This is a genomic window from Streptomyces triculaminicus, assembly GCF_017349075.1.
Lineage (GTDB): Bacteria > Actinomycetota > Actinomycetes > Streptomycetales > Streptomycetaceae > Streptomyces > Streptomyces triculaminicus.
The window spans coordinates 67,055-84,525 of the sequence record NZ_JAFMOF010000007.1 but is presented as its reverse complement, the minus strand read 5'-3'; the positions used below and the strand labels follow the sequence as shown (position 1 = coordinate 84,525).

At 65.8% G+C, this 17,471-nt stretch carries 15 protein-coding genes and 2 CRISPR repeat arrays; of the genes, 9 read left to right on the top strand and 6 right to left on the bottom strand.

The window, feature by feature from the left end; translation table 11 throughout:
- Positions 1–26: 26 nt before the first annotated feature.
- The gene (locus J1792_RS35235; protein ID WP_278186470.1) at positions 27–158 is read right to left on the bottom strand and encodes a hypothetical protein; all 132 of its coding nucleotides are present in this window, start codon (positions 156–158) and stop codon (positions 27–29) included.
- A gap of 2 nt (positions 159–160) precedes the next feature.
- On the bottom strand, positions 161–682 hold the full coding sequence (locus J1792_RS32445; protein WP_207248836.1) for a hypothetical protein: 522 nt from the start codon (positions 680–682) through the stop codon (positions 161–163).
- A gap of 268 nt (positions 683–950) precedes the next feature.
- Here J1792_RS32445 and J1792_RS32440 point away from each other — a divergent pair, with 268 nt between their 5' ends.
- The gene (locus J1792_RS32440) at positions 951–1,229 is read left to right on the top strand and encodes a hypothetical protein (protein ID WP_207248835.1); all 279 of its coding nucleotides are present in this window, start codon (positions 951–953) and stop codon (positions 1,227–1,229) included.
- A 960-nt stretch (positions 1,230–2,189) separates the two neighbouring features.
- On the opposite strand, the gene J1792_RS32435 is transcribed toward J1792_RS32440, so the two are convergent.
- Positions 2,190–2,867 (bottom strand): SMI1/KNR4 family protein, encoded by a 678-nt coding sequence (locus J1792_RS32435; protein WP_207248834.1) that lies wholly within the window; start codon positions 2,865–2,867, stop codon positions 2,190–2,192.
- Between the two features lie 1,524 nt (positions 2,868–4,391).
- Between J1792_RS32435 and J1792_RS32430 the strand changes: the two genes are divergently transcribed.
- Together J1792_RS32430 and J1792_RS35230 are read left to right on the top strand one after the other, a co-directional pair.
- Positions 4,392–4,535, top strand: coding sequence for a hypothetical protein (locus J1792_RS32430; RefSeq protein ID WP_207248833.1), 144 nt, complete (start codon positions 4,392–4,394; stop codon positions 4,533–4,535).
- A 1,016-nt stretch (positions 4,536–5,551) separates the two neighbouring features.
- Positions 5,552–5,686, top strand: coding sequence for a hypothetical protein (locus J1792_RS35230; protein ID WP_278186469.1), 135 nt, complete (start codon positions 5,552–5,554; stop codon positions 5,684–5,686).
- Here the strand turns inward: J1792_RS35230 and J1792_RS32425 are convergent.
- Positions 5,661–6,305: a hypothetical protein gene (locus tag J1792_RS32425; RefSeq protein ID WP_207248832.1), complete on the bottom strand. Its 645-nt coding sequence runs from the start codon at positions 6,303–6,305 to the stop codon at positions 5,661–5,663. The two genes, J1792_RS35230 and J1792_RS32425, sit on opposite strands and share 26 nt — an antisense overlap.
- A gap of 307 nt (positions 6,306–6,612) precedes the next feature.
- On the opposite strand from J1792_RS32425, the gene J1792_RS32420 reads away from it, so the two are divergent.
- Positions 6,613–6,951, top strand: a complete 339-nt coding sequence (locus tag J1792_RS32420; protein WP_207248831.1) for a DUF6193 family natural product biosynthesis protein — start codon at positions 6,613–6,615, stop codon at positions 6,949–6,951.
- Positions 6,952–7,088: 137 nt separating this feature from the next.
- Here J1792_RS32420 and J1792_RS32415 read toward each other — a convergent pair.
- Positions 7,089–7,879 (bottom strand): IS5 family transposase gene (locus J1792_RS32415; protein WP_372446212.1). Its coding sequence is split into 2 segments (ribosomal slippage): positions 7,089–7,558 and positions 7,558–7,879, totalling 792 coding nucleotides; the frame shifts between segments, so codons are not numbered across the junction.
- Between the two features lie 524 nt (positions 7,880–8,403).
- On the opposite strand from J1792_RS32415, the gene J1792_RS32410 reads away from it, so the two are divergent.
- Complete coding sequence (locus tag J1792_RS32410) at positions 8,404–9,195, top strand: hypothetical protein (protein ID WP_207248829.1); 792 nt, start codon at positions 8,404–8,406, stop codon at positions 9,193–9,195.
- A 412-nt stretch (positions 9,196–9,607) separates the two neighbouring features.
- Here the strand turns inward: J1792_RS32410 and J1792_RS32405 are convergent, their stop codons facing one another.
- Entirely contained in the window at positions 9,608–10,018 is a 411-nt protein-coding gene (locus J1792_RS32405) for a hypothetical protein (protein WP_207248828.1), read from the bottom strand.
- Between the two features lie 387 nt (positions 10,019–10,405).
- Here J1792_RS32405 and J1792_RS34845 point away from each other — a divergent pair, with 387 nt between their 5' ends.
- From J1792_RS34845 to J1792_RS32385, 4 genes are all read left to right on the top strand, one after another.
- Positions 10,406–10,765: a hypothetical protein gene (locus tag J1792_RS34845; RefSeq protein WP_242646997.1), complete on the top strand. Its 360-nt coding sequence runs from the start codon at positions 10,406–10,408 to the stop codon at positions 10,763–10,765.
- Positions 10,766–11,098: 333 nt separating this feature from the next.
- Positions 11,099–12,220, top strand: coding sequence for an IS630 family transposase (locus J1792_RS32395; protein WP_207248826.1), 1,122 nt, complete (start codon positions 11,099–11,101; stop codon positions 12,218–12,220).
- Between the two features lie 230 nt (positions 12,221–12,450).
- Positions 12,451–12,845: a CRISPR direct-repeat array (repeat unit 29 nt).
- Positions 12,846–13,157: 312 nt separating this feature from the next.
- Positions 13,158–13,919: direct repeats of the CRISPR family, unit length 29 nt.
- Between the two features lie 1,035 nt (positions 13,920–14,954).
- Positions 14,955–16,172, top strand: coding sequence for a ParA family protein (locus tag J1792_RS32390; RefSeq protein WP_207248825.1), 1,218 nt, complete (start codon positions 14,955–14,957; stop codon positions 16,170–16,172).
- On the top strand, positions 16,169–17,227 hold the full coding sequence (locus J1792_RS32385) for a ParB/RepB/Spo0J family partition protein (protein ID WP_207248824.1): 1,059 nt from the start codon (positions 16,169–16,171) through the stop codon (positions 17,225–17,227). Before J1792_RS32390 ends, J1792_RS32385 begins: the two co-directional genes overlap by 4 nt.
- Positions 17,228–17,471 lie beyond the last annotated feature (244 nt).

Here is a 17,471-nt window from a genome sequence, read left to right as displayed (position 1 = left end):
TCCGCCCCGGCCTGGTCGGTCAATCTTCACCAGGAGAAAGATTGGGTAGCAGGACGTCGGATCCATCCGTACGGCTGCTGAACGGGGTCCATGGAACGCGTGGTGAGCAGCACCAGCGTGTTCAGCATCAGGCCGAGCGCATCGATCTGGTCCTCCATTCTTACGAGACCCTGACGAGGTTGCCTGCGTGACAGGAGCTGCATGACACCGTGAAGAACCCCGGTGCGGTCCGGACGCACTGCACGGAGCGGTCGCATTGGGTGCAGTCGAACTTGAACAGTCCGCCGTCTAGGGGCTGGGCTGAGATGGGTGCCAAGGAGCTGACGTGTCGGGTCAGTCCTTCGGGGGCGGTGCCTTCGGCTTGGAGCCGCAGGAGCGCGTCGAGCATGTCAGCGGTGATGGTGCCGTCCGGTGGGATGAGGGACTCGGTGAGGACGTCAGCGATCTCCTGGTCGGTGAAGGAACAGGTGTCGGCAAGGACGGTGGAGTAGTGGGCTATCCAGTTCCTCATGGTGTCGCCGTTGGGTATCTGGGTGGGGCTGGCTATCGGGGGGCTGCCTGTCAGGAGCCAGTTCCATAGGTCTGCAGTGCGTCGCAGGTAGCCCCAGCGGTCGCCTGTCTCGCCGCCGGTGACGACCTCATGGTCGGCAAGAACCCCAACTCCGTACCCGGGGCTGATCACATCATGACCCCCCAACCAAGTTGCGGCGCTGACTGGACGCCCGTTCGTAGGCAAGAGGGGACTGGACCCCATCGTCAGGGATGTGCTGAGCTGGGGCCCCGGAGCTCGGGGATCGTCGGTGGCTTCCCGACCCAGAGAGGACGGATTGGCCACTACTTCAACGTAGTGAATGTCGACGGCAAGGTGGTCTTTCTCGACTTCAAGCAAGGACGGGCTAATCCAGCCGACCCTCGATGGAAAATCTACTACCTCATGAGGACAAACTGACATGCTCGATCGCAAGGAAGCCCAGGAACTGGCCGCGAGGTACCTGGATGAGCAGAGCCGGTCTTGGCCGTCCAACGACGTCCGGCTCATCCTGGAGAGCTGTTTCATCGACGGTGACCGGTTCATCGGACCCTTCAACACCATCAGGTTCCTCGACCACGACGACGAGATGGAACGGATCGCCGGGAACTATCCGGTCTGCGTCGATCTCAAAACGGGGGAATGCGGTTTCATCACCAGGGCCGAAGCGGATGACTTCATGGACCGTGGGCTCTTCTGAGAACTCAGCCCTCATCTAAGGCATGGTGCCCGACCCTGCTGAAGAGCCGGGCGCCCGAGAGCTGCCGGTGGACCCACCAGTGTCGCGCCGGAGAGTTCTCGAGCTCCGCGCAGGCGGAGGTGAGCCACACTTCGGGTGGTGGAGTGGCCAGGCGTTCGGCGGAGCTCCGCGCGAGCGGAGGTGAGTCATTCCAGAACACCACCGCCCCGGTCCGCACCGCGCGTGTGCCGAGTAGGCAGCGGTAAGCCGAGATCAGAGGAAGCATCACAAATTGTGCCGATTTGAGCTGTCTGCAAGGCAAAGATTGCGAAGCGGTACGGGCCTCATGTGAGTCGCGTCAAGATGCTGGACCTCGAGGCAAGAGGCGAAGCAATCTTAGGAGGTACGCGGCTGAGCAGGAGCGATGTAATCGAGATCGCCATTCCCAGCTGTACAGCGACCGGGCGACGGCCAGCGCGTCGACTCGACTGTTGGCGGAGAGGGCAGGATTCGAACCTGCGTGGGCATAACCCGACCGTAAGCTGCTGCTCTGGTCCCCGATAAGCCACTCCGGGCACCTCTCCGTGACCTGAGCCGGATATCCCGGCCCGCTCACAAAGACAACACTGACATCCCCCGCTGACACAGCCCTGACACACTACTGACCAGCAACCCAGGGGTGTACGGCAGGACAACCTCCGTGCTGGACAAGCAAGTTGGGATCCCGGCACCCCCAGCCCCAAGGAGGCGTGAGCTCCGCGCAGGCGAAGGCAAGCCGTGGGGGAGGTAGTTGCCCTTGGAGTCAGGCACGCGCGCTCCACATAGGCGGAGTCGTACGGACCCTGATCTCCGCGAGAGCCGGCGCGTACTTGTGAGCTCCACGCGAGCAGAGGTGAGTCGGCGCCCCGCAGGATCAACGCAGTCACGGCTGTCTGTTCCCTCTGCACGGAAGGGAAGCACCGAGCAGGCAAGCCCAGTTGCCTAGCTTTGGGCGTCTGAAGCGCCGGCCTCCTCTGGCCATCCCACCAGCCACTCTTCCCACCAGAGTCTGCCGTCCTCGACGGTCGCTTCCCAGATGTCATCGTCAGCGAACTCGATGATCTTGTCGTCGCTCTCCAGCGCATCGGCCACAGCTTCCAGCAGGACAGCTATGGAGGCGTAAAGAGAAGAAGGGTCGAGGTAGGTGCTGTTGTCGTCCCGGTCGTACGTACCTATCCGGCCGCACGTGGGACCGGGGGCCTGGTCAACGAAATAGTGGGAACGGCCGTCGGTCCGTGCGAAGGGCACGCACATGCGATGCCAAAACGTGCGCTCCCCGCCACCTCTGGGGACTTTCTTCATCTCACGGGCCGTCTCGTCAGGCGACAGGCCGCCACGCTCACACAGGTACGCCAGGTCGCTCTTCGCGGCTTGATACACCTCGGCAATCTCGCGCGCCGTGACCATCGCGTCTACCGGTGGGATCACCACGACGCCCTCGGATCCGTCATGACGCCGCAGCGAAGTGATCAGATCGTCAGGGAAAGGCACTCCCACGACGCGCTGCGCGTATGCGATGTCGGAGTCACTGGCCGGACCCGGTAGTTCCGCGTAGCAGTCCGGAGCGTTGACACGCAGCCACTCCTCGATGCGCTCCCAAGAGCGTTCCACACTACTCATGCCGCATACTCTCACCCGAAGATCGCTGAGACGTATGTCTGCATAGGCGGAAGTGAGTCAGCCTTCATTACTCCACCTCGTGCATCGTGGCAGCTTCATTCAGACGAAGGTTAGGCCTCGAGGCGACTTTGGGCACGCTGCCGCGACTGCATCACGGGCGGGGGCCGAGCGGCCACTGCTCCGCAAACGAACACACCGCAGGGGGCACCAACCAGGAACGACAGCAGCAACATGCTGGCCGTGCCCTCGGCACGGCTCACTGCCCGGCAAAGGACGCAACGATCCGCGGACTCCTACTCGCTGACAACGGGTGCTGGGCGAGCAGGCCGGCGAGCCGCTCGCCGATCACGGAGGGCAGGCCCACCACGAGCCCTGTCTCCGACCCGTCACCGAACGACCACCAAACGTGTTGAGCAAGCTCCACAGAGGCGGAGGCAATCTGGAACAGCACGCACGAGCACGCATTGAGCGGAGAGCCGCAGCTAGCGCTCGACACGATCATGGGCAACCTGTGAGATCGGCGCAGGTGGAGTGAGCCATCCTCGGAGGTACGGGCGTAGGCCGCATGTACCTGACCTCAGCGCGAGCGGAGGTGAGCCGAGGCCGCGCCGCGTAGTCATCGAAAGTCGGGGCGACTTGGGCTCCGCGCAGGCGAAGGCAAGCTGGGCGCGACGGATAGAGCAGGCGATGCAATGCGGCGAGCTCTGTGCAGGCCAGAGGTTAGTCGTAGTTGGGGGCGCGCGGTGACCGTGCCAGTTGTGAGCTACTCCGGGACAGTGGTGGTGTTGGACGTCCGGCGCGTTGGCTCATCTCTGCCTACGCGAAGCAGAAAAGTACGAAGACTTTAGGTTCAAAGGGTTCTGTGGGAGCGATCCTAAGCACAGAGGATTCCTGGGAAATTTGGTTCTGCTCGCACGTGGGCAGCAGGGGGCGGCCACGCTTGACACGGCCTTCTTCCCCGTTCCTTAACCACATGCCTCGCCGCGCCGGCTGGCACCGGCACGTGTCACAACTCTCGGCACGCCCCGACATCGACGTCTATCGATAGCGCACGGCTTGGGGCGAGCAGACCGGTCCATGGAGTGCGCCACCTGCCAGGCCTCCCGCAGATCCTGGCAGGCAGCGTGACCGTGCTGCCTGCCAGCACAGAGCCTGGTGCCGAGGTCTTCCAGCATTGGAAGCCCCAACCCACTCTGATGCGCGTCACGTCACGTGCGGATCAGAGTTGAAGCCCAGGTACCTGCCGCTGTTCAAGTCACGGATGATCAGTAGGTGCGTGTTCATGTGGAGAGAAGTTCAGAGTCCCGGCAGAACCATGTTCTGGTCCGGGTCCGGACGTCGTGCGGAAGCGCCGTGGTGCAGTGGTGCGGTAACCCGGCAGCTGCGGACGGCCCACACCACATCGAGTGGACCATCGACGAGGAGATCGCCTGGGGACATAACGCGAGCCCTGCCGCTCTCGCGCAGCCAAGAGTGAGCTCTGAGGGCAGCCAGGTCTGTCTACGGGGGAGAGTCACGCTCGAGATGGACGGCATCGCGGTACTCGAGCTGGCCGGCTCGCAGATTCTGCTCGACACCGCAGACCCATTGCCCACAGAGACCGACGGCACATGGGTAGAGCTCCGCTTCGAGCGTGACCACGTCGCCATCTACCCCTACGAACTCTGATCTGCGACCAGGGCCTACAACAAGACCGGCGAGGCCGCAAAACGCTGAACCCAGCCCCAGCGACTGTGGTGGCGAACGGGCATAGGTCCATCGGTACGGCGCTCTACTCTCAAGCCTTCTCCCGACCTGTCCATGGACATGTCCAGCTCTGAGGGCACCAGAGGTCTCAGGCTCACATACCTCCGTTCGACAGCTGACGCGGATGGGCCCGAGTTCTCCCTCATCAGCCTCTGCTGACCAGCCGTCGGCTTCGTTGACAACTCATGCATTGGTGCAGTTGGCCTGGGTAGCCGTCCACCTGGAGACAGAACACTGTCCGCTCTACGAAGACGGAATCTTCATCCGCCTTCCCCTGACCCATAACGGCGTTATGGGTCAGGCAGCCGATGGGTCGAGCCATCCGCGGACTGCCGCAGCGATGCTGGAGTGAGTTCCCCGCAGGTGGGACTCATCCATCAAGCAGGTAGTCGAGACCAAGTCGGGTAGCCGGGTCACGTTGCCGTGACCCGGCTACCCGACTAACGCCTTGCGCGCTGTACCTGCGGGAACGTCCCTGAGCACCGCTCAACGGACCGGGTGTGTAGCTATTCCCCACGCCCGCTTGCGTCGTCGCTTTGGATGATTGTTGGCCGGTTCCCAGTTTGGGAACAGCTGCCGAGCGAAGACTTGAAGCATCGCTTCCAGCCCGAAGAAGGGAAGAAAGCCTCGTCGCCCTGCTATCAAGGTGGGGCAGATCGATGCGCCGGGGGACGGCAGACCAACTACGGGGACTGCACGAAGCGGGTGGAGACCCTGGCTTGGAGCAGTTCCCCGATCTCACTGCAAAGCCGCTCCAACGCCGCAGGTCATGAGGGGTGAGCTCCGCGCGAGCGGAGGTGGGCCGAGACCCCCCACCGCGTGACCACCCGCACCCCGAGTGGTTTCCGCCGGCGGAGGTGAGCCGGTGGTCTCTTTGCGTCGCGCCAGCGGCGGCCGGAGTGGTCTCCACGAGGCGGAGGTGAGCTGGCGGCGACGGCATGACCGACGCCGAGCAGCAGGTGGAGGAGAGCATCGCCCTGTTGTCCACCGAGCGAGCCGTGGATTCGGCGCTGCTCGACAAGGCGGCCGCCGGACTTGTCCGCTGGATCAGGTGCCACCGTCATTCAACATGAGCTTGGCGGCGGGGCGGCACGGGCGTCCCATGCGGGCGCAGCGTTCCTCGAAGTCCGGCGGCAGCCAGCTGCGGCCCAGTAGTCGCGGATGGGCTGGGAACGATGCGCGCGCGACCAGAGCGAAAATGAGCGAAGCCCAGGGTGTGTGAATGCGAACGGTGGAGTACTGCCCACGGGTATCGACGAAGCTCGTTTGAAAAACATCGGGTCCCACGAGGTCGATCTCCCTCCACCCATCTGACTGCCAGTAGAAGCCGAGTGCGCTCGTCGGGTGTGCGGAGAACATGCCCTGTACGGAAATGGTGATCTCACTCGTGCCGTCCACCACCCACCGGGGTTGGGCGTTACGCCACGCCTGGTTGCGCCGGGAGGAGTTGGTGAGAGCAGTAGCCGCCATGCTGGCGAGCACGAAGGCGGGGCTGCCGACCGCAAAGCCGCCTTCATGCACGTAGCTGCCGTCACCCAGAGCCCTCCAGCTCACTCGCTGTCCTGGCCCCACAGCCAGAACGCGGTCGCCGTACCCGAGCCTCGCGGTGGAGGCAATCAGCGGACGCCGATCCAGCCGGCCCTCAACTAGGTCAGCGAGGATGTCGCACGTGTGCCACAGATACTCATCCATGGGGGACCACACCAGCGGTTGGTACCCCGGCAGGGGCGGTAAGGACTCAGACACGGTCTCTCCGTCATCACTACATAGGGATCTTCAGACTACGTTCCGCGATCAGACACTCCGTGCCAGCCCTCCAGCAGGAGCGAGGCCCGGTCAGCGCGGTCCCTCGTGCCGGCCTTCTTCTCCTCGCCCGGATCGTTTCGGGATGACGTGGCAGGCCAGTCGTCTGGTTGGGCAGAATCCGATCATGTACTCAGTGGGAGAGGACGCGGGAGTCGTCGAAGCGGCCTGGCGGAAGCTCTTCGGCTAGGTGTACGTGAGTGAGGAGCTTGTAGCCGCCGCCTACGCCGAGCCTCGGCTGCGGCAGCTCTATCCGTGGGTCGGTATGTGGGAGCTGCACTTCAGTCGGTGTACCGAGAAGCGCTGGACGTGGGACGTGCCGTACAGCGGGCCCTCGGCTGCCGGGCGGCAACACAGTGGGCTGTACTACGTCTCGGGGCCATCACGCGCGCAGACAATCGGCATGGCCGTCACTGCCGCAGAGGCAGTCGCAATGGTCGTCGAGCGGCTGCCGGCGACCTGCGGTCCCGCCTTCATCGGCACCCCGGCAGAACTGGCCGCGCATGAGAGGGCCTCCTACGAGAGGTGGCAGTGAGAGTGCAGGACAAAAGGCCTTGCCCCGCCCCTGCATTGTTCTCAGCGGTTCCACTCGCACAGGCCAGCGCCTACACCATGGCTTGGGAGCCGTGTGCATGCATGCCCCTGGTTCGTTCCTATGAGCTCGTAACAGGATCATGGTCTGTGCTTGTTGAGGCGTCGCCAGCAGATGAGGCTGCAGGCGAGGGAGACGAGGGCGTCGTGGAGGTCGAGACGTCGTTCCCAGCGGACTGCGAGGCGTTTGAACTGGTGGAAGAGAGCGAAGGTCTGCTCGACGACGTAGCGGAGCTTGCCCAGGCCGTGGATGTCAGGTGATCCCTTGCGGGAGATGACCGGCAGGATGCCTCGTTTCCGCAGTTCACGCCGGTTGGGATTGCTGTCGTAGCCCTTGTCGCCGAGGAGAGCGTCCAGGCGCTTGCGCGGACGTCCGGGCCGGCCTGCGACGGGCGGTATGCCGTCGACGAGTGCAAGGGTCTGGGTGACATCGTTGACGTTGGCCGCGGTGGTGATGACCTTGAGCGGTGTTCCTCTTCCGTCGCAGATCAGGTGGTGTTTACTGCCCGTCTTCCGGCGGTCGACCGGCGACGGGCCGGTTGCGGCTCCCCCTTTTTCGCGCGGATGTGGGAGGCATCCACGCAGGCCCGCGACCAGTCGAGCTCGTCGGCGGCATGCAGTTCTGCGAGCAGGATACGGTGCAGCCGGTCGAAGACACCGGCCTCGTGCCACCGGCCCAGCCGGCGCCAGCAGGTCTGCCCGGAGCCGAACCCCAGCTCCACCGGGAGGAGTTGCCAGCTGATGTCCTGGTAGAGCACGTACAGGATGCCCTGCAGGCACAGCCGGTCGGACACCGGCCTCGGCCCCGGCGCCCGCTCGGGCCAGGCCGGCAGCAACGGCTCGACCACTGCCCACAATTCGTCGTCCACGATCCACGGCCGCTTACTCACACCGTCACGAACAACCGAAACACCGCTCGGGTCACGGCTGACCGGCCAAACCCAACAAGATCGTGTTACGAGCTCTATGGACCTGTCCTATCTGGACGTCGCATCCTGCTGACCTGCGTAGCCTGCGGCATCGACGGCCTGCTCTACACGTCCGGAGATATCCTCCAGCTTCGGCGTCCTCAGCGTTGAAGGGCGTTCGCCTCCCACGGCCCCAAGGAGGTAGCCCCCTCTGGAGTCATAACGCCGTTATGAGCAGCGTCTGCTCGAGTAAGACCCAACACGGTGGTTCTGTACGTCGACCATCAACTGCTCCCGCCCCCAGGCGGGGGATGCTCCGTGGGCGATGAGGGCGGTCCCTCTCCACATGCAGCAACGCATCTGAGGCACCTCTACCCCCGCTCCCCGCGCTGACCGAGATGCCCCCTAGCGCTCATCGCCATGTGTCATTCGAGCGACTGCAGACCGGTTCCCAGTTTGGGAACCACCGCCTGGCGAAGACTCGGGATATGGCCAACAAGACTGAGAACAGCAGAAAGAACCGGTCTGTCATCAGAGTGGGTCAGATCGACGCGCTCGGGATGACAGACCAGCTGCGGAAGCTGCACGAAGCCGGCGGGGACCCCAACTTTGAGCGGTTTCCCGACCCCAGTGAGCTGTTCCTGGTGTTGCGTTACACAGAACGGCAAGCCAGCAGCCTCTCGGAAGAAGCACGTGGAGCGGCAGCCGTGCTGCGCGCGACCCTGTGGCAGTACATCCGGGAGCAGGCCGATGCCGGGCAATTGAGGGCGGTCAATGACGGCCGCGAAGTCGGGGTGCCATGGCACAGCTTCAACGAAGCGTTGTGCGTCACCACTCGACACGGCGCCTACCAGAAGGCACTGCGGCTAAGAGCCGAGCAAGTACGCGAGCCGCACGAACGCCGTTCTCCGGAGACCGCACATGCACACGAGAAACGACGGCTGGCTGAGCAGCGAGCCGAGTACGTGCGAGTGACCTCCCAGGCACGGCGCTTCACTCTGGCTCAGAGGATTGCCCGCCAATTGCTGGAGCACCGCGACGGCCTCACGGTCGATGGGATGGCGGAGTACTGGCTCGACGAACTCTCCACGACGATCGACGACTGCGATACGGCCTTCCACCGCGCGAACTTCTGCGGCTTCCTAGAAAGCTTCGTCCGGAGCGCCCACCAGCTCGCCCGCGACCGTAACCAGCCCACCACCACGACTGACGGAGCCCGGCACGCTCTCGCTCTGGCCACCGAGTTCGCCATCCAGGAGCGACCTACGGTCCCCCGATAGACAGCGTTCCCAAACTGGGAACTACTGCCCACGAGAGTCTGCAGCCGCCGCCGGCCAACCACAGGATCAGTCGGCACCACTGACAAGAGCGGCCCGTCGAGTCCCAACGGGGAGGCCAACGACGTCCACACTCATAACGTCGTTATGGGGATCCGCCCAGCAGAGGTGAACCGATGACGCTGGAACGGCGAGTGCAAACGGCTCAGCGGACTCCGAGCAAGCGGAGGGAACAGATCCCTTCGACAGTCGGTTTTCCGCCCGGTGAGATGAGCTACCCAAGAACTGGGGAGCCGTGAACGCGTCCGCCTCGGGTACTAGCAGTAGCGGATCCGATGTCCAGTCTCAACAGAGTTTGACCAGTCTCACCGAAGTTTGATCGCGGCCAGGTTCCGAGTCGAGGTCGGAGTCACCTCTAAGAGTCTGCGGGGCTGGCGTCACCGGCTCGCGCGGCGGCCGCCTCCAGCAGGGGCCAGCCGTCGACCTCCACCGCCCGCCGCTCTCCCGGTTGCCACCCTCGGGCCGACGCCGCGTCGAGCAGGGCCCGGACGGCGCCCGGTTCGTGCAGGTTCAGGGAGCCGCCCCGGACGTACCCCACGTCCCCGGAGCCCAGGGGGAACCCGCCCGGGACGTACCAGCCCGGGCCTTCGGCGAAGACGATGCGCAGCGGGCCGCCGGTACTGGTCGGCTGCGGGTATAGCGTGAGGGTCTCACGGCAGTCCGTGGACCGGCCGCCCTCCAGCACGCGGTGGCTGTGGCGCAGCGTCCACAAGTACACGCGCCCGTCGGCGACCAGCCGGCGGGGCTTCTTCGGATTGCGGGGCACGGAGCCGAGGGTACGCGGGCCGATCCACAAGACACCCCCACTGGCCTGTGCCACCGAAGCTCGATGGTTTGCCACCGAAGGCTGACGGGGTGTTGCGGCCCGATGGGTAAAAGGACTCATGACGCCCACCGAGCTGCGGGGGAGGATCGGGGGATGACGACGCTAAGGAAGACGAGAGCCCGGCTCGGGATGTTGCCGTTGGCGGTGATGGTCCTGCTGACGGCGGGGTGCGGAACGCAGCGGGCAGGGGATACCGCCGACGAGTACCGGCGTTCGCATCCAACGCCGACCGGCATATCGACGCCGAGTACACCAGCAGATTTCCCCTGCCCTGGCGAGAGCCCCAAGCCGACGGCGCCCACCGCCGCCACTACCCCCACCTCAACCGTGCCGCCCACCGACCGCTACGCCGAAAACCACGGCTTCAGAGTTCCCATCCCGCTCCACGGCCAGAGCCGCTGCGACGGACTCACCACCGTCGGACGCGTCGAGAGTGCACTCGAACCACTGCGCCGACGCGGCGACTTCGCCCCGGGCAGCGTCCGCAGTGCGCTCACCAGCCTCGGTTACTCCGCCGGGAAGGTGCAGGCGTACCAGGACGGCCCCTCCAGGGTCGGCTTCCTCATCGACATCGGCGCCTCTCCCTGGTGCGTGGAGGGCACGATGAGCAGTGCTTCCACCAAGGCGGATGCCTTCGGCGGCTACCCCGACGGCACCGGCTGCGAGCCCCCGAGCGGCGGCCACTGACCGCGGCTGTCCCCGCCAGTCAAACTTCGGTGAGACCGGTCAAGGTTCGTTGAAACAGGACATCCGAGCATGAGTACGCCGTCACCAAGCCCCAGCCCCATAACGGCGTTATGGGTGAGCTACCCCGCAGACCGAGGCGCGTCGACGAACGTCAGGCAGCTGGCATACGCCATCGGGCACCTGCCGTGGTCCAGCGCCAAGGTCCCGACCACGTCAGGTATCGGATCTCCACACCAGCATGCGGGGATGAACGCTAGTGCTGTGACCGCATAGGTTCGCCGGGTTGCTCGTTGTGCTGGGTGACGCGTTGACTTCGACGGCACGGGGGCGGCATTGGCACAACTGGTCAGGGTTCGCAGGCTGACCGAGCAAGAGGGGCAGAAGCTGCAGCACATCGTGCGGCGGGGCAGCACCAGCTCGGTGCGGTTCCGGCGGGCGATGATGCTGCTGGCCTCTGCTGGCGGCAGCCCAGTCCCGGTGATTGCGCGACTGGTGCAGGCCGACGAGGACACCGTTCGCGACGTGATCCACCGGTTCAACGAGATCGGGCTCGCATGCCTGGACCCTCGGTGGGCGGGAGGCCGTCCCCGCCTGCTAACCCCTGACGACGAGGACTTCGTCGTCCAGACGGCCACCACCCGCCCCAACGTGCTCGGCAAACCGTTCACCCGCTGGTCGATCCGCAAGCTCGCCGAGCACCTGCGCCGGAGCATCGCCCGGCCAGTGCGGATCGGCCGGGAAGCCCTGCGCTGCCTGCTCGCCCGCCGCGGGATCACCTTCCAGCGGACCAAGACCTGGAAAGAGTCCCCCGACCCGGCCTTCGACGCCAAGCTGGACCGGATCGAGTACGCGCTCAACGAGCGCCCGGACCGCACCTTCGCCTTCGACGAGTTCGGCCCCCTGGGCATCCGGCCGACCGCCGGCTCGTGCTGGGCCGAACGGAGCCGCCCGGACCGGCTGCCGGCGACCTACCGCCGCACTCACGGGATCACCTACTTCCACGGCTGTTACTCCGTTGGCGACGACCAGCTGTGGGGTGTCAACCGGCGGCGCAAGGGCATCGACCACACCTGGGCAGCCCTGCGGTCGATCCGCGCGGCCCGCCCGGACGGCGCCCCCATCTACGTGATCCTCGACAACCTCTCCGCCCATGCGAACTGGCGCATCCGCAGGTGGGCAGTGAAGAACAAGGTCAAGCTGTGCTTCACACCGACTTACGCGTCCTGGGCCAATCCCATCGAGGCCCACTTCGGCCCCTTGCGGCAATTCACCCTTGCCAACTCGAACCACCCCAACCACACCGTCCAGACCCGGGCCCTGCACGCCTACCTCCGCTGGCGCAACCAGAACGCCCGCCACCCCGACGTCCTGGCGGCACAAAGACGCGAACGCGCCCGCATCCGCAGCGAGAAAGGCCTTCGCTGGGGCGGCAAGCCACTACGAACAGCGGCCTGACCACCCAACCCGGCGAACCTTCGCGGTCACAGCACTAGGAGCATCTGGGGGCCGCGCTCCTGCTGAGCGACACGGAGCACGGAGCAGCCCACTAGATCACACTCCACGCCCTGGGAGGTTTGTTTCAGGTCTGTCAGAGCATGTGGCCTTCGTGTTCAATGGGCGCTGTGGCAAGCATGTCTTTGCGTCAAGAAATAGCAAAGCCGCCACAACGTCGCAGGTCGCGAAGGGTGAGCTCTGCGCGAGCGGAGGTGAGCCGAAGCACGCAGCGTGCGTTAGTTGCACGCCGCGGTGAGCTCTGCGCGAGCGGAGGTGAGCCGAAGCACGCAGCGTGCGTTAGTTGCACGCCGCGGTGAGCTCTGCGCGAGCGGAGGTGAGCCGCCCCTCGTGCAATTCGAAACCGGCCACCACAGGTGAGCTCTGCGCGAGCGGAGGTGAGCCGTCGAAGCTCACGATCGGCAGGTCCGTGTCCGGGTGAGCTCTGCGCGAGCGGAGGTGAGCCGCCGCAGCAGCGTCCGGGACAGCTGATCACCGCGTGAGCTCTGCGCGAGCGGAGGTGAGCCGCGGACGGGGAAGGGGCCGATGCGACGTGTGGAGTGAGCTCCGTGTGAGAGGAGGTGAGTCTTCCTCTTTCGACGGCCGGTTTTCCGCACTCGGGTGTGGCAACAGCAGCTTCGAGCATGGAGGTAGGTCACTAAGCCCCCAGACCCATAACGTCGTTATGGCCTGAGCTCTCGCAGCGCTAGGACCATCGTGAGACGGAATCCTGCTGGATGGCTGGAAGCATGGACGGCCTGCAAGGCAGCTCGCGCTTTCTTGGGGGAAGCTTGTCTCACAGCGGTCCGAGCGCGTGGCCATCGTGTTCAATGACTGCTGTGGCAAGCACATCTCTGCGCCAAGAAAGAGCAAAGCCACCACAACGTCGCACGTCGCGAAGGGTGGGCTCCGCGCGAGCGGAGGTGAGCCCTGCTCGCGATCGCCGGGACCGACGCCCATCTAGTGGCCTCCGCGCGAGCGGAGGTGAGCCGCCGCGCGTGGAGAACAGCGCGCCGTACACCCCGTGGGCTCCGCGCGAGCGGAGGTGAGCCGGTGCGGTACTCGGTAGGCGAAGGCGAGATCATGTGGGCTCCGCGCGAGCGGAGGTGAGCCGTCGGGGACCAGTCCGTCGAAGACCGGCCGGGCGTGGGCTCCGCGCGAGCGGAGGTGAGCCGCCGTCGCGCTGCATGGTGGTCTCTCTAGACGAGTGGGCTCCGCGCGAGCGGAGGTGAGCCGGGGTGGTCCGGGGTTGGGCGCCGCAGTGGCCTGTGGGCTCCGCGCGAGCGGAGGTGAGCCGAGCCGGGTGAACCGCGATGAGCGCCCGTACGCGTGGGCTCCGCGCGAGCGGAGGTGAGCCGGCGCCCTTGCCCTCTACCAGTCCGAGGGCGTCGTGGGCTCCGCGCGAGCGGAGGTGAGCCGTCCGCACGCTGAGGCGCGAGTTGGCTGGTCCGGTGGGCTCCGCGCGAGCGGAGGTGAGCCGTCCCCGCCGACGTCGAGTGGGACAGAGAAGCTGTGGGCTCCGCGCGAGCGGAGGTGAGCCGCCCTCTCCCCCGCCCAGCTGACGGACATCGTCGTGGGCTCCGCGCGAGCGGAGGTGAGCCGTTCCTGGCCGTCGGCCTGAGTATCCCCTTCTTGTGGGCTCCGCGCGAGCGGAGGTGAGCCGCCGACGGTCGACCCATCAGGCAGCAGGTCCAAGTGGGCTCCGCGCGGCGGAGGTGAGCCGTTCTCCGCCCAGCTCTTCCAGTCGGTCATGTCGTGAGCTCCGCGCGAGCGGAGGTGAGCCGTACCCGTTCGGGTTCCACCGGTGGGCCACGTGGTGAGCTCCGCGCGAGCGGAGGTGAGCCGAGGGTCAGCGCGGAGTCGAGGAGAAAGGCGTCGTGAGCTCCGCGCGAGCGGAGGTGAGCCGTTGGCGAGGTCTGTCACGGTGACCGCGTCCGCGTGAGCTCCGCGCGAGCGGAGGTGAGTCTTCCTTTTCGACGGTCGGTTTTCCGCAGCAGCAGCTCCGAGCATGGAGGTACGTCATCACCTAAGCCTCAGCCCCATAACGTCGTTATGGCCTGAGCTCTCGCAGCGCTAGGACCACCCTGAGACGGGATCCTGTCTGCAAGGCCACTCCACGCGAGCGGAGGTGAGTCGGATGACCACCGGAGACTGTTCTCCGGTGGTCTGTGAGCTCCGGGCGAGCGGAGGTGGCAAACGAGCATGAGTCGGGGTCGCCGATGTGAGCTTTGCATAAGCGGAGATGCGGCGGTTTCTTCGACGGTCGGTTTTTCGTCCATGACCTGGCTCCGCACATGCGGCGGTGTGCCTGTTCCGAGCCAGCGTGAACTGCGCAAGTGCATGCGAGCTCAGAACACGAGGAGGCGAGCCAGGGTCGTAGAACCGGGCAGCAACCAGATGCGTCAGCTGCGCGCAGGCGGAGGTGAGCTGATTCGGGCGAGGCGGGGGGCACTGCTCTGACGGGTGCACGATCTGAGCGCCGCACAGCCTGAGTACGTCCCAACTTAGGTGTCCTCCGGCTTCAGGCAGGACTACAAACAACAGCAGCAGATTCAGTGATTTGTGGCAGAAATGTCACTTTCGTCTCTCCTCCAGGAGGGCGGGATGCCCCAAGCGGGACACCGTCCATTCAGGCGAATCATCAGACACTAACGCCCCATGGGCACTTACAGCCCTCGATGTTAGTAAGCTGCCCCGCATGACGTCTCCTCAGAGCGACCGCGAGAAGGTCGTATCGAAACTGCCGGCGGCGCTTCGGCAGAGCCTGAAGATCCGCACCGCCCAGCTGGGTATCGACATCCAGGATGCGGTGGAAGCCGGCATCACCGCGTGGCGGAGCCTGGGCTCGAATCCCGCGTCCATCGATACCAGTGGCGCCGAGTCCTTCGCCACCTGGCTGCCGGAAGGCCAGTGGGAGGGGTTCCGGGCCGACTCCAGCCAGCGCGGGGTGTCCCTTATCCAAGGGCTCGCGCAGTCTGTCCAGCTGTGGCTCGACAAGAACCCCGCTCCGTCCGATGCGCGTCCGTCCATCGCCAAGCGGAAGATCATCTGCAACCAGAAGGGCGGTGTCGGTAAGACCACCATCACCGCCGGCATCGCCGAGGCCTACGCCGAGGACCCCGCCCAGGACCGTCCGGTCCGTGTGCACCGGACGATGACCGATTCGGGCACCGACGCGGAGATCGCGAAGCTGCAGGGTCTGGGGCTCCGGGTCCTTATGGTCGACTTCGACCCGCAGGGCCACCTGACTCAGCAGCTCGGTCACGCCCGTCTGCCCATCGGTGGCGACAGCCTGGCCAACCACATGGCGGGTGAGCCCAAGGGCGAGCTGCGCGATCTGATCATCCCGATCGACGAGGACCACTTCGGCGGTCGGCTGCACCTTCTTCCCGCTTGCACCGATGCCTTCCTCCTCGATGTCCTCCTGTCGCGGGTGCGGTTCCGTGAGGCCGCGCTCGAGCGCACCCTCGCTCCGCTCGAGCAGGATTACGACGTCATCGTCATCGACTGCCCCCCCAGCCTGGGCATGAGCATGGACGCCGCGGTGTATTACGGCCGGCGCCGGGACGGCGAGGCCCCGGGGGCCTCGGGTATCGGGATCGTCGTGCAGGCCGAGGACAGCTCGGCCGATGCCTACGAGCTCCTCATCGCGCAGATCGAGGACCTGCGCGATGACATGCAGATCGAGCTGGACTACCTCGGACTCATCGTCAATCTCTACGACGCACGGCGCGGCTACGTCACCACCTCCTCCCTGGAGTCGTGGAAGAGCCTGAAGGATCCGCGGGTCGTCGGTGTCATCCCTGAGCTCCGTGAGCAGCGGGAGGCAGTGCGTATGAAGCAGCCGCTTCTGTCGTATGCGCCGTCGTGTGAGCAGGCGGCGAACATGCGGGCGCTGGCGAGGGAGGTCGCGTGACCAGGGCAGCCGACCGTCTGGGAGCCGGCTCCTTCGGGCAGGCCCGTCCTGTCAGCGCGCGTCGCGCGGCGATCGCCGCTGTGACGGAGGCGCCCACTGCGGGGGCTGCGCCGGCGATGCCTGCGACGCTCTCTCTGTCGCTTATCAGCCAGAACCCGGATAACCCTCGCGAGAAGGTCGGAGACGTCTCAGATCTGGCGTCAACGATTAGCGAGGTGGGCCTCGTCCAGGCCATCACCGTGGCCACTGTCGATGCCTACCTCAGGAGTCATCCGGGGCGGGCGGGTGACCTCGAGGACGGCGCGCGGTATGTCGTGGTCGATGGTCACCGTCGTCTCGCCGCTGCGCGTGAGGTCGGCCTGGAGAGCGTCAAGTACGTCGTCAACGACGACTTCGTGACGTCCGACGAGGCGATGCTCGAGGCGGCCTTCGTCGCCAACTACCAGCGCGAGGGGCTCTCCGATCTGGAGGAGGCGGCCGCTCTCGAGCGGCTGGTGAAGCACTACGGCAGCCAGGGCAAGGCAGCCAAGCGTCTGGGCGTCACCCAGCCGTTCATCTCCCAGCGTCTGTCCCTGCTCGAGCTGGACCCCTCGCTGCAGGCCGACCTCGAGGCCGGCGTGCGCAAGGTCGAGCACGTGCGCGGCCTGTCGAGGCTCTCTCCCGACGAGCAGCGGCAGAAGGCCGATGCCCGCGCTGCGGAGGCGCAGCGCAAGGCGGAGGAAAAGGAACAGCGACGCCGGGCGAAGGTCTCCGCAGGGGCAGGTGTCGACACCATGCCTATCGGCGTTGCGGCCTCCGAGGTCCGCAGCGAGTCGGCTCCCAGCGGCCCGAGTGTGGCGACCTCTGCGACGGAGGCCAGTCCTGCGCCGCAGGTCTCGCCGTTGCCGGCCGCCCGTACGGCTGCTCCGCGGTCCGAGGATGCCCGGCCCGTCGCGGCTCGTGACGGTGCGGAGGCTCCGTGGGACGACCCGTCGGAGGTGCTGCGGATCCTGCGTGAGCGCATGCGTCCGGCGGATCTGCGGCAACTGGCAGAGGCTCTGCTCGAGGTGGTCTAGCCCCACGGGCTGTCAGGTACAAGCTTCGGTGACGAAAGGGAACGCGATGGCCGTAACGCCAGCCGCCTCGCCGACACTCCGGAGGGGAATGTGTGCCGGGAGTGTCAGCCCGATGGAGGAAGATAAGTCCGTAAACGCGATCAGGCCCCGTATGTGGGGGCCTGGCCGGTCGCTCGTCGGTGTGTGGAAGCCCGACGGACGATCAGACACTCCAGCTGCGTCTGAAGAAGGGTGCCTGCAATGA

Bases quoted from the DNA above. Each gene is read 5' to 3' on its own strand.
- J1792_RS35235 (WP_278186470.1), bottom strand. From the start codon at position 158: ATGGAGGACCAGATCGATGCGCTCGGCCTGATGCTGAACACGCTGGTG.
- J1792_RS32440 (WP_207248835.1), top strand. From the start codon at position 951: ATGCTCGATCGCAAGGAAGCCCAGGAACTGGCCGCGAGGTACCTGGAT.
- J1792_RS32435 (WP_207248834.1), bottom strand. From the start codon at position 2,867: ATGAGTAGTGTGGAACGCTCTTGGGAGCGCATCGAGGAGTGGCTGCGT.
- J1792_RS32430 (WP_207248833.1), top strand. From the start codon at position 4,392: ATGGACGGCATCGCGGTACTCGAGCTGGCCGGCTCGCAGATTCTGCTC.
- J1792_RS35230 (WP_278186469.1), top strand. From the start codon at position 5,552: ATGACCGACGCCGAGCAGCAGGTGGAGGAGAGCATCGCCCTGTTGTCC.
- J1792_RS32425 (WP_207248832.1), bottom strand. From the start codon at position 6,305: ATGGATGAGTATCTGTGGCACACGTGCGACATCCTCGCTGACCTAGTT.
- J1792_RS32410 (WP_207248829.1), top strand. From the start codon at position 8,404: ATGGCCAACAAGACTGAGAACAGCAGAAAGAACCGGTCTGTCATCAGA.
- J1792_RS32390 (WP_207248825.1), top strand. From the start codon at position 14,955: ATGACGTCTCCTCAGAGCGACCGCGAGAAGGTCGTATCGAAACTGCCG.